At 69.1% G+C, this 11,700-nt stretch carries 10 protein-coding genes; 5 read left to right on the plus strand and 5 right to left on the minus strand.

Translation table 11 applies throughout. The features are described 5' to 3' along the window. Positions 1–126 precede the first annotated feature (126 nt). Complete coding sequence (locus ICN82_RS19920) at positions 127–660, plus strand: hypothetical protein (RefSeq protein WP_193186712.1); 534 nt, start codon at positions 127–129, stop codon at positions 658–660. A gap of 147 nt (positions 661–807) precedes the next feature. Continuing rightward, positions 808–1,503 carry a YoaK family protein gene (locus tag ICN82_RS19925; RefSeq protein WP_193186715.1) on the plus strand — a complete coding sequence of 232 codons (696 nt, stop codon included), beginning with the start codon at positions 808–810 and terminating at the stop codon, positions 1,501–1,503. Here the strand turns inward: ICN82_RS19925 and ICN82_RS19930 are convergent. Further along, positions 1,500–4,061 (minus strand): GcvT family protein, encoded by a 2,562-nt coding sequence (locus tag ICN82_RS19930; RefSeq protein WP_193186718.1) that lies wholly within the window; start codon positions 4,059–4,061, stop codon positions 1,500–1,502. The genes ICN82_RS19925 and ICN82_RS19930 overlap by 4 nt on opposite strands. A 217-nt stretch (positions 4,062–4,278) precedes the next feature. On the opposite strand from ICN82_RS19930, the gene ICN82_RS19935 reads away from it, so the two are divergent. Both ICN82_RS19935 and purU read left to right on the plus strand, forming a co-directional pair. Continuing rightward, positions 4,279–5,316 (plus strand): GlxA family transcriptional regulator, encoded by a 1,038-nt coding sequence (locus ICN82_RS19935; RefSeq protein ID WP_193186721.1) that lies wholly within the window; start codon positions 4,279–4,281, stop codon positions 5,314–5,316. Positions 5,317–5,486: 170 nt separating this feature from the next. Further along, entirely contained in the window at positions 5,487–6,413 is a 927-nt protein-coding gene (gene purU / locus ICN82_RS19940) for a formyltetrahydrofolate deformylase (protein ID WP_193186724.1), read from the plus strand. Positions 6,414–6,432: 19 nt separating this feature from the next. Here purU and ICN82_RS19945 read toward each other — a convergent pair whose 3' ends face one another. The 3 genes from ICN82_RS19945 to ICN82_RS19955 form a co-directional block, all read right to left on the minus strand. Next, the gene (locus ICN82_RS19945) at positions 6,433–6,888 is read right to left on the minus strand and encodes a PACE efflux transporter (protein WP_193186727.1); all 456 of its coding nucleotides are present in this window, start codon (positions 6,886–6,888) and stop codon (positions 6,433–6,435) included. A gap of 152 nt (positions 6,889–7,040) precedes the next feature. Then, positions 7,041–8,135, minus strand: a complete 1,095-nt coding sequence (locus ICN82_RS19950; RefSeq protein ID WP_407943775.1) for a 2Fe-2S iron-sulfur cluster-binding protein — start codon at positions 8,133–8,135, stop codon at positions 7,041–7,043. An 8-nt stretch (positions 8,136–8,143) separates the two neighbouring features. After that, positions 8,144–9,382, minus strand: a complete 1,239-nt coding sequence (locus tag ICN82_RS19955) for an aromatic ring-hydroxylating oxygenase subunit alpha (protein WP_193186730.1) — start codon at positions 9,380–9,382, stop codon at positions 8,144–8,146. A gap of 157 nt (positions 9,383–9,539) precedes the next feature. Here ICN82_RS19955 and ICN82_RS19960 point away from each other — a divergent pair, with 157 nt between their 5' ends. Further along, on the plus strand, positions 9,540–10,427 hold the full coding sequence (locus ICN82_RS19960) for a LysR substrate-binding domain-containing protein (protein WP_193186733.1): 888 nt from the start codon (positions 9,540–9,542) through the stop codon (positions 10,425–10,427). A 10-nt stretch (positions 10,428–10,437) separates the two neighbouring features. Here ICN82_RS19960 and ICN82_RS19965 read toward each other — a convergent pair whose 3' ends face one another. Next, positions 10,438–11,532, minus strand: coding sequence for an OmpA family protein (locus ICN82_RS19965; RefSeq protein WP_226898634.1), 1,095 nt, complete (start codon positions 11,530–11,532; stop codon positions 10,438–10,440). Between the last annotated feature and the right edge of the window lie 168 nt (positions 11,533–11,700).

Genomic DNA, 11,700 nt, shown 5'->3' on the forward strand with positions numbered 1-11,700 from the left:
GTGCCGCCCCGCAGGCGCAGGGCGACGGCCCCCGTGCCGCGCCTGCGCCGCGCTGAGCCCCCGGACCGGTCCCGCGCGGGCGGGGCCGGCCCATTCCCTTCCTTGCAGACAGACAGGATAATCCCCATGCGTACCAGTTTCGCCTTCGCCGCCGGCGCGGTCATGGCCGCGCTGAACCTTGCCCAGCCGGTTCTTGCCCAGCCGCAGCAGCCCGGGTCCGCCCAGCAGCAGGACAGCTGCGGCCGGGACCGCGACAGCCAGACCTGCGCCCATTCGCAGGCGCGCCCCGCGCCGGGCGCCCGGAACGAGGGAGCCCGTGAGGAGGGCGCCCGGAAGGAGGACGGCCGCCAGCAGGGCGGTCCCGACCGCGCCCGCGGGCAGGACCAGGGCCAGGCGCGCGGCGAGGGCGGCAGGCCGGGCGAGGCTGCCCGGGCCCCCTCGCGGCAGGTGGCGCAATCCGCCCCCGCCCGTCCCGCGCCGAAACCCGGCGACAGCGCCCGCGGCGGCCGCCCGGTCACGCCCGGTCCCGACGGCCGCCTGCAGGCGCCGCCCAAGGGCCAGGAATACCGCGTCATCGACGACCGCGTGGTGCGGGTCGACAGCCAGACGCTGAAGGTCCTCGCGGTGGTCGGGCTGGCCAGCGTGCTTCTGGCCAACTGATCCCGGCCGCGCGGCAGGGGCGGCGCCCGTCCCCCCGGGGGCGGGACGCCGTGCCGCGGCGGCCGCGCCGGGTGCGGGAGGCGCTTTCACACCGGCCCCCGCAGGGTCTAGGCTGCCGCCGGGACAGAGGCGGCAGGGGGCAGGGGAATGCTGATCCGGACCGGCGCGGCGCGCAGCGCGGCGATCGACCTGTCCCTGGCGGGGCTTCTTTCCAGCATCGCCGGGGCGCTGAACGCGGTGGGGTTCCTGGTGGCGGGGTCCTTCACCGCCAACATGACCGGCAATATCTCGGCCTTCGCCGATCACGTCGCGCATGGGCAGATCGGCATCGCGCTGCCTTTCGCGGGGCTGCTGGCGGCCTTCATCCTGGGCGCGACACTGGCGGCGCTGGCGATCCAGTCGGGCGAGAGGCGCGGGCTGCGCTCGGTCTATGCCTGGGCGGTGCTGGCAGAGGCGGGGCTGCTGATCGGGCTGGGCGTGGCGATGCTGGCCCGGCCCGCCGGTCTGTCGGAGGGGCTGCTGGTGGAGGCGCTGAGCTTTGTCATGGGCCTGCAGAACGCGGTCAGCACGATGATCTCGAGCGCCCGGGTGCGCACGACCCATGTCTCGGGCATGGCCACGGATATCGGCATCGGGCTGGCGGCGCTGCTGGGCGGGCAGGGGGCGCGGCGCGCCGCGCTGCCCCGGCTGGGGCTGCACGGGCTGACGCTGCTGTGCTTTGCCCTGGGCGGGATCGGCGGGGCGCTGGCCTTTGCCGGGATCGGTGCGTGGCTGTTCGTGGGAACCGGGGCGGTGCTGGCCGCGGTCGCCCTTGCCGAGATCCGCCGGGCCGGGCGCCGCTAGCTGCGCGGCTTGGCGTTTTCCGGGTCGTAAAGCGGGGCATAGCCCACGCCCGCCACCTCCACCGGATAGGGTTCGTCGAAATAGGTGACGGTCAGCTTGCGCCCGATCTGGCAGTATTCCCAGGGCAGATAGGCCAGCGCGATGTTCTTGCCGATGCTCGGTCCGTAGCAGACCGAGGTGGTGTAGGAGCGGCGGCCCAGCTCGTCGATCAGGATCGCGCCGGTCTCGGGATCCATGACCGGCATTGTCGTGTTCGGATAGCGCTTCACGCCGTTGCGATCGGTATGCGCGGTCATCACCAGCGTGCAGAGCATCGCGGGCTGATGCGCGCGCGCCCTGTATTCCAGGTGCTTCGCCTTGCCGCGGAAATCGGCCTCCTTGACCTTGGGCCGCGCCAGATCGGCCTCCAGCAGGTTGTACTGGGTGATCAGATCCGCGTTCTGCAGGCGCAGCGATTTCTCCAGGCGGCGGGAATTGGCATAGGTCTCGACCCCCACGGCCATGACGCCCACGGCGCGCAGCGCGTCCCAGACCGCCAGCCCGTCCTGATAGGCCATGTGCAGTTCCCAGCCCTGCTCGCCGACATAGGAGATGCGGAAGGCGGTGACCGTCCTGCCCGCGATCTCGATCGGGCGGATGGCGGCGAAGGGGAAGTTCTCGACGTTGAGCGCTTCGGGATCCGCGACGACCTTCTTGAGGTTCGCGCGGGCATTGGGCCCCCAGATGCCGATGGTGGTGAAGGCCTCGGTCACCTCCTCGATGGTGACGTCAAGCCCGCGATCCTGCGCGACGCGGCGCATATAGGTCAGGTCGCGCGGCCCGGCATCGGCGCCGTTGACCAGCCGGCAGCGGTCGGCCATGCGGAAGACGGTGAAATCGGCCCGCACCATGCCCTCGTCATCGAGCATGTGGGTGTAGATGCCGCGGCCGATATTGGCGTCGCCGCCGATCTTCGCGGCGCAGAGCCATTCCATCAGCGCCACGTGATCCGGCCCGGAAATGTCGGTCATGTGGAAATGCGACAGGTTGATCAGGCCGCAATCGGCGGACATCTCAAGCTGCTCGGCATTGGAGACGCGCCAGAAATGGCGGTTGTCCCATTCGGCCTCGCGCAGCGGCACCTGGTCGGCGTATTTCTCCAGCAGATGCTCGTTCGCGGCATAGCCATGGGCGCGTTCCCAGCCGCCGAGTTCCATGAAATAGCCGCCCAGTTCCACCTCGCGCTGGTAGAACGGCGAGCGGCGGATGCCCCTTCCCCTGGAGAAGGGTTCGCGGACATGGACCGGCGGGTTGTAGATCTTCTTCGCGGTTTCCCAGCAGCGGTCATGGATGAACTGCTCGTCCAGCTGGAAGTCCGAGAAGCGCGCATAGTCGATCCGGTTATGGTCGATATGGGTGCGCCCGTCGGTCATCCAGTCGGCGATCAGCTTGCCCATGCCGGGCGCGTCCTTGACCCAGATCGCCACGGCGTACCACAGCCCGCGGACCTTGCGGCTTTCGCCCATGGAGGGGCCGCCATCGGTGGTGGTCTGCAGGAGGCCGTTGAAGGAATGGCTTTCGTTGAAGCCCAGCTCGGCCAGGATCGGGGTCAGCTCCATCGCGCGTTCCAGCGGCTCGATCACGTCCTCCAGCACGAGGTCGCGCATCGACGGCCCCAGACGCGCCTGGCCCTTTTCCAGGATGTCGCGCGGATGCACCATGCGCGGCTCGGTCTCGTAGTAATAGCCCCATTCCATCTGGCCGCCCTCGGTGGTGGCCGGATCGCCGGTGTCGCGCATATAGGCGGAATTGCCCTGGTCGCGCAGCAGCGGGCGGCCGATTTCCAGCCCGGTGCCCGCGAATGCGTCATAGGGTCCGAAGAAGGTCAGCGGGTGGTCGACCGGCATCACCGGCAGGTCCTCGCCCACCATGCCCGCGATCAGCCGCCCCCAGAGACCGGCGCAGACGACGACATGATCGGCCATGATCGTGCCGCGATGGGTCTTCACGCCGACCACGCGGCCGTTCTCCTGGATCAGCTCCAGCGCCGGGGTATTGGCGAAGGCGCGCAGCTTGCCCGCCTTTTCGCCCGCATCGACCAGCTTGCCCGCGACGGTCTGCGAGCGCGGCACGACGAGCCCCGCATCCGGATCCCACATCGCGGCCTGGATCTGGTCCTCTTCGAGAAGCGGGAATTTCTCCTTGGCCTCTGCCGGGGTGATCATCTGCACGCGGGTGCCGAAGGCGCGGCCCGAGTCGCAGCGGCGGCGCAGTTCCTGCAGCCGTTCGTCGTCGCCGACGCGGGCGACTTCCAGCCCGCCGATGCGGCTGTAATGGCCCATCTTCTCGTAGAAATCGACCGAGTACATCGAGGACCAGGTGCTGAGCAGGTCATGGCCGGTGACATAGCAGAAATCCGACGCGTGGCCGGTCGATCCGATATCGGTGGGGATGGCCGACTTGTCGATGCCGACGATGTCGTCCCAGCCGCGCTCGATCAGGTGATGCGCGACCGAGGCGCCGACGATCCCGCCGAGACCGACGATGACGACGCGGGCGCGGTCGGGGAAAGCTGCCATATCTGTATCCTCTGCGGGCGCGGCCCCGGGCGGGGCAGGGTGGGGGTGCGACAGCCGCGACCGGCCGCCGGGACCGGCCGGGGGACGGACCGGCCCCGGCTGTGCGGGGGGCGCGGGTCCAAGTCTTGCGCCGGGCGGGGCGGGTTGAATAGGACGATTGCGACGGGACGGGAAAACCGCTACGACAGGCGGTCCGTTTCCTGCCGGGAGCCTGCCGATGCCTGTCCCTGTCTCCAGTTCCGCCGCCCGCCGGGGGGCTGCCGGGCGCGGGTCCGCGCGGCTGTCGGTGGGGTTCATCCTGGCGCGGCGATTCACGCTCTGCGCCTTCGCCAATTTCGTCGACGTGCTGCGCCTGGCCGCGGATGAGGGGGACCGGTCGCGGCCGATCCTGTGCAACTGGACCGTGCTGTCGGAGCGGATGGAGCCGGTCGCTTCCTCCTCGGGGATCACGGTGCAGCCCGGGGCGCGGCTGGGCGACCCGGCGCGGTTCGACTATATCGTCGTGGTCGGCGGGCTGATGGACGAGATGCCGGGGCTGAGCGCGGGGGAAACGCGGTTCCTGCAGGCCGCCGCCGCGGCGGGGGTGCCGCTGGCGGGGGTCTGCTCGGGGGCGTTCATGCTGCACCAGGCGGGGCTGATGCAGGGCTATCGCTGCTGCGTCAGCTGGTTCCACCATGCCGAGTTCCTGGAACAGTTCGAGGGGCTGAACCCCGTCGCGGACCAGATCTTCGTGGTGGACCGCGACCGGCTGACCTGTTCGGGCGGGGCCAGTTCGGCGCATCTGGCGGCCTTCCTGGTGGATCGCCATATCGGCCGCGCCGCCGCGGGCAAGAGCCTGCGCATCATGATCATCGACGAGGCGCTGGAGCCGGAGAAGCCGCAGCCGGGCATCACGCTCGATTTCAAGACGCGCGACCCGCTGGTGCTGCGCACGCTGCTGCTGATGCAGCAGACCGTCGATTCGCCGCTGTCGATCACCGAGATCGCGCGGCGGCTGGGCCATTCCAAGCGCCAGATCGAACGGCATTTCCGCGCTGCGCTGGATGTCTCGCCGCAGGCGGCCTTCCTGTCGATCCGCCTGTCGCTGGCCCATCACCAGGTGACGACCGGCGACAAGCCGATCGCCCAGATCGCGCTGGATTGCGGATTCTGCGATTCGTCGCATTTCAGCCGCATGTTCCGGCGCGAATTCGGCACCACCCCGCAGGCGCTGCGCCGGGCGCAGGAAAAGGGACAGGGGCTGGCGGCGGGCTAGGGGCTGTTGCAATCCTTCCCGGCGCCTGTCGCATTCCTTCCATCGGGGACAGGGCGGCCGGGCTAGGATCACGGCAATCCCCGCATTGCCCCGGCCCGGCCCCGGCGGCGGGGGCCTCCCGTCCACCGCCTGCCGCGCCTTGCGCGCGCCCTTGCCGATCCGGAGCGAAGATGACCGACGACCTGCCCGCCGCCACTGTTGCCTCCGCCGCCCAGACGGCGCATGTGATGACCGTGTCCTGCCCCGCCACCACCGGCATCGTCGCCGCGGTCTCGGGCTATCTGGCCGAGGCGGGGTGCAACATCCTCGACAGCGCGCAGTTCACCGACCTGGAGGCGGGGCGGTTCTTCATGCGGCTGGGATTCCTCGCCCCGGCCGGGACCGCGCCCGCCGCGCTGGAGGAGGGGTTCGCCCCGGTGGCCGGGAGGTTCGGCATGGAGGCGCGGTTCCTCGACCCGCGGCGCAAGGCCCGCATCGTGGTGATGGTCAGCCGCTTCGGCCATTGCCTCAACGACCTGCTCTACCGCGCGCGCATCGGCGCCCTGCCGGTGGAGATCGCGGCGGTCATCTCCAACCATCTCGACTACCAGAAACAGGTGGTGAATGCCGACATCCCCTTTCACCATATCGAGGTGACGAAGGAGAACAAGGCGGCGGCGGAGGCCGAGATCCTGCGCGTCGTCGCGCGCAGCGGCGCCGAGCTGATCGTGCTGGCGCGCTACATGCAGATCCTGTCGGACCGGATGTGCCGGGAGATGTCGGGGCGGATCATCAACATCCACCATTCCTTCCTGCCCAGCTTCAAGGGGGCCAACCCCTACAGGCAGGCCCATGCCCGCGGCGTGCGGCTGATCGGGGCGACGGCGCATTACGTCACCGCCGATCTCGACGAGGGGCCGATCATCGAGCAGGACACGGTCCGCGTGACCCATGCGCAGTCGGCGGCGGATTACGTCAGCCTCGGGCGGGACGTGGAGGCGACGGTGCTGAGCCGCGCGGTGCATGCGCATGTGCAGGGCCGGGCGTTTCTCAATGGCGACCGGACCGTGGTGTTTCCCGCCAGTCCCGGCGAATATGCCTCGGAGCGGATGGGCTGAGCCGCCGCGGCCGGGCCTCTCAGGCGGCGCGGCCCTCGCTGGGGATCGCCGCCGTCTCGGCCTCGCCGGGGATCGGGAAGACCATGTCATAGCCCCAGTTGAAGGCGAAGGTGTAGAGCAGGTAGAACCCGGCCATCACCACGTCCATCACAAAGGCCCGGCCCAGCGACACGTCCAGGTGCCAGGCAATCAGGGGCACCAGCAGCACCAGCAGCCCGCCCTCGAACAGGAGCGTGTGCAGGATGCGCAGCCCCAGGGTCTTTTCCTGCGGCCGCCCGGCACGGCGCAGCGCGTGGTCGAATCCCAGATTGAACAGGTAGGTCCAGCCCATGGCGATGGTCGTGCCCATCACCGCCAGCATCCCGAAATCCAGCACGGGCACCCCGAACAAGGCGGCGCCGAGCGGCGCGGACAGGGCCAGCGCGCAAAGCTCGAACAGGATGGCGTGCCGCATGCGGTCGCGCGTCGTTCTCATGGTCCCACCTCGGCCCCGGATCTGCGGGGCCTCCCGGATGGGCGGATCCTCCCGTCTCGCGATGGGTCTGTGGCACCGTCCCCGTCATCTGGCAAGAGGGTTAACGGGGGCGAACCGTTCCGGTGTTTCCCCTGCGCAACGCAGGACCGGGCTCAGGCGTCGATGACCACCTTGCCCATCGGGTTGGAACAGCAGGCGAGGATATAGCCTTCCTCGATCTCGTCCTCGGTGATGCCGCCGTTATGGACCATGTGCACCTCGCCCGCGGTCTTCAGCACCTTGCAGGTGCCGCAGACCCCGAAGGTGCAGCCCGAGGGGATCGCCACGCCCGCGCCGCGCGCGGCGGCCAGGACGGTCTGGGTCTGGGGCACGGTGGCGGTGGTGCCGGTGATGTCGAAGGCGACCTCGGCCATCAGGTCGGCCTCGGGCTGCGGATCCTCGGGCAGGTCGGGGCCGGGGGCCACCTCGCCGGGGACCTGCGGCGCCTGGAAGCTTTCCTGGTGGTAGTGGTCCATGTCGAAGCCCAGCCCGGCCAGCGCCTCGCGCACCGCGGTCATGAACGGGTCGGGACCGCAGCAGAACACCTCGCGTTCCAGGTAGTCGGGCGCCATGAGGCCCAGCATCAGCTGGTTGAACCGACCCATGTAGCCGGTCCAGGGCTGGAACCGGTCGGGTTCCTCCACCACCCATTTCAGGTCGATCCCCTCGATCCGCGAGGCCATGTGTTCCAGCCTTTCGCGGAAGATGATTTCCGACGGGCGGCGGGCGCAGTTGACGAAGACGATGTCCGAGGGCCGGCCCTGATCATAGATCAGCGTGGTCATCGCCATCATCGGCGTGATGCCCGAGCCCGCCGAGATGAAGAGGTATTTCCTTGCCGGGTGCTGTGCCGAGGTGAACCGCCCGGCCGGGCCGAGAGCCTTCACCCGCATCCCCGGGCGCAGGTTGTCCAGAATCCAGCGGGTGCCGATGGAATCCGGCTGGGCCTTGATCGTGACGGTCAGCGACAGCGGCCGCGAGGGCGAGGAGGAGATGGTGTAGGTCCGGTAGAGCGGCCCGCCCGGCACCGGCAGTTCCAGCGTTACGAACTGCCCGGCGAGAAAGCGGAAGGCCCGCCCCGACGGCGCCTGGAAGCAGATCGTGGCGACATCGCGCATCTCGGGCAGGATGGAGACGCATTCCAGCGGCTCCTCGTCGGTCCAGTGGCCGGGCAGGGAGGGGTCCTGGGACAGGGGCATCGGGGACATGGGCAGGCTCATTCCGCGGCGACGGTCAGGGGCGGACGGGCGGCGCGCAGCCGGGCGAGGTACCAGTCGACGAATTGCATCACCCCGTCCTCATGCGTGGCCGAATAGGGGCCGGGTTCATAGGCGGGGCTGTTGATGCCCTGCTGGTTCTCCTCGACCACGCGGCGATCCTCGTCATTGGTGTTGATCCAGACGCGGGTCAGCGTGTCGAGGTCGTAATCCACCCCCTCGACGGCGTCCTTGTGCACCAGCCAGGTGGTCGTCACCTCGGTCTCGGTCGGGCTGATCGGGATCACCCGGAAGGTCAGGGAATGGTCGCTGAGGAAATGGTTCCAGGTCGTCGGATAGTGGAACAGCAGTAGCGTGCCCGCATCCAGAACCGGCACCCGGCCCAGCCGTTTCCGCACCGCGATCTTGCCGCTGACCGTGTAGCTTTCCGCCCCGTCCAGAAGCGGCATCCGCGCCACCCGGTACTGGCCGCCCTCGGCCATGTGGAACCGCGAGGGCGCGCCGGCCGCTTCAAGCCGGTTGAAATGCGCCTCGACCTTCTCGGGGAAGGTGCCGTCGGCGGAAACGCCGGTGATGGTCGGATCCTCGGGATAGGTGCGGCACAGATCGGGATGGTTGCCCGCGCAGTGATAGCATTCGCGGTTGTTTTCCCAGACCAGTTTCCAGTTGCCGTTCTCGATGATCGAGGACTGGTGCGCGACCTTGGCCTCCGTAAGGTCATGCACGCCCAGATAGGGGCGCACCGTCTCGGCGAAGGCGTCGAAATCGGGGGCTTCGGCGGCGAGGCAGACATAGACCAGCCCGGCCAGGTCGCGGCAATGGACGGATTTCAGCCCATGCGCGGCCGGGTCGAAATCGCCGCCCATGTCGCGCGCCCAGAGAAGCCGCCCGTCCAGGTCGTAGGTCCATTGGTGATAGGGGCAGGTCAGCTTGGCCACGCGGCCCTGCGCGGCGCGGCACAGGATCGATCCGCGGTGACGGCAGGTATTGTGGAAGGCGCGGATCCCGCCCTTGCTATCGCGGATCACCACAATGTCGTAGACGCCGATTTTCAGCCGCTGATAGCTGCCGGGCTTGCCCAGCTGGCAGGCCGGAAGGGCAAACAGCCATTCGCGGTACCAGATCGTGTCGAGGTCGTGCCGGAATATTTCCGGCGCGGTATAGAAGGGCTGCGCGAGGGAACGGCCCGGCACGTGGCGGCTGAGCAGGTCGGACAGCGTGGCGGAGAATGCGGACATGGCGGCGCTCCAAAGCCGGATGCGTGACTTTCCGCAGCAGAAAACCGCGCCTTCGCGCTTGGCAATCGCCAAAATTCTCATCCAGGATTAGATCAGCTAACCTTATCCCGGCGATGTCGCGCGAGCGGCATTTTCCGTCACAAAAGCGACACGCGCCATGTCCAAGCCCTATGACCTGCCCTCGCTGGGCGATCTGTCCTGTTTTGAATGCGCTGCCCGGAATCTGAGCTTCAAGCAGGCGGCTGCCGAATTGAACGTCACCCCCGCGGCGGTCAGCCACAGAATCAAGGCGCTGGAACAGGAGCTGGGGCAGGCGCTGTTCACCCGGCAATATCGCGGGGTGGAGCTGACCGAGGCGGGGGCGCTGCTCTTCGTGTCGCTGCAGCGGGGATTCGAGACGATCTCCGACGGCGTGGCGCGGATCCGCTATCGGCATGACCAGGCCGGGGTGACGATCGCGGCGACCACGGCGATGAGCGGCCTGTGGCTGACCCCCCGGCTGGCCGCCTTCTGGCGGGCGCATCCCGGCATCGCGATTTCCCAGATGGTGCAGGACGGGATCGTGCCGGTGGGGCCGGGGGCGGTGCCGCCGGATCTCAGCATCCATTACGGCCGCCCCGAGCGCGAGAGCGACGAGACGCGGGTCCTGTTCCATGACCGGATCCTGGCGGTGGGGTCGCCGGGCTTTGCCCGGGCGCACGGGATCGTCGCGGCGGCGGACCTGCTGGGCGTGCCGCTGATCCACACCCTGTCGGGCACCCTTGCCTGGACCGACTGGCGCGAATGGTTCGAGACGCTGGGCTGGCCGCCGCCGGAGGGGCCGGGATTCGCGCTGAACAACTATCTCATCTCGCTGCAGGCGGCGGAGGATGATGTCGGCGCCGTGCTGGGCTGGGAGGGGCTGGTGGCGGGGCATCTGCAAAGCGGGCGGCTGGTCCAGCTGGTGCCGGATGCGATGATCTCCCCCTGTCCCTTCTACCTGCGCATCCATGCCCATGCCTCGGCCAATGCGCGGCTGTTCGCCGACTGGCTGGTGGCGGGATGACCGGGGCGGATCAGCGCGGCTGCGCGATGAAGCCGATCCTGCGGTTGCGTGCCTTGTTGGCCGCGCCGTCATTGGCCACCAGCGGCCGGGTTTCGCCATAGCCGCGGGCGGCCAGCTGCTCGGGCGCGATCCCCTCTGCGAGAAGATGGTCCATCACCGCCTGGGCGCGCGCCTCCGACAGCGCCTGGTTGGCGGCCCAGCTTCCGTCGCTGTCGGTATGGCCGCCGATCTCCACCCGCATGCCGGGACAGCGCCGCACGATGTCCAGCAGGCTGGCCAGAAGCGGCAGGCTGTCGGGGTCCAGCGCCGCGCTTCCGGGGGCGAAATGGATATTGCCGGTGCGCGACAGGATCTCGAAGCGCCCGATGCAGGCCTCCACCGGGAAATCCCCGGCCGCCTCCAGCGCGACCCCGTCCGGCCCCGGCGCTGCCGGGTCGGGCGCCGACGGGCCGGTCTGCGGGCCGCGGCGGAATTGCAGGTCGAAGCTGACGGTGGCCGTGGGCACGATCGAGATGCCGCCGACCGCCTCCTCCAGCTTGCCGACATTCGCGTCCAGCCCGAAGGCGGCGGCAGGCACCGAGACCGGCTCCAGCGACGCGACCGACACCCGGTCCCCGTCCAGGTGGGTCAGGGCCAGCCGGGCCTCCAGCGGTACGGTTGCGCCATGCATCGACAGGGTGAAGGGCAGGGTCAGGGTGCTGCGGCGGCTGTCCGGCAGCCCGGCCACCATTGCGGGATCCAGCTTCAGCTGCGCCACCGCCTCGGGAAAGCGGAAGGTCTCGAAGAACAGGAAGCGCATGCGGACATTGCGCAGGTCGATGCCGGTATCGACCGAATCCAGCAGCACCCGCAGCCGCGCGGTGCCATCCGGGTCGATGCCGCCCGCGAGCCCGGCAAACCCGTTGGATTCGACCTTCACCGTCCCGTCGGCCAGCGTCTTGATCGACTGGAAGGCCAGGCTGGAGTCCGGCGCATCCAGGACCCATCCCCCGGCAAAGGGATCCTCCTGACCGATGGCAGGGCCGGATATGGCCAGAAGCGCGGCAAGCATGGCGGCAGCATGATGCAGCGGGCGATCTCTCCTGCCCGGATGGCTGAAATGCATGTTTCCTCTCCCTGTCCCGGCCGTGCCGGAGAATGGGGTGACGTTAGGGCATTCTGCTGCCGGGAGCCAGTGCGGCGGCGCTCAGGGGTGCATTCCGCAAGGTCACCTGTCTTTTTTTGTGATTTCGGCGAGAATCGCGTTGCGGGGGTTTGGTTGTTTGTCTAGAAG

The organism is Mangrovicoccus algicola (genome assembly GCF_014903745.1).
Lineage (GTDB): Bacteria > Pseudomonadota > Alphaproteobacteria > Rhodobacterales > Rhodobacteraceae > Mangrovicoccus > Mangrovicoccus algicola.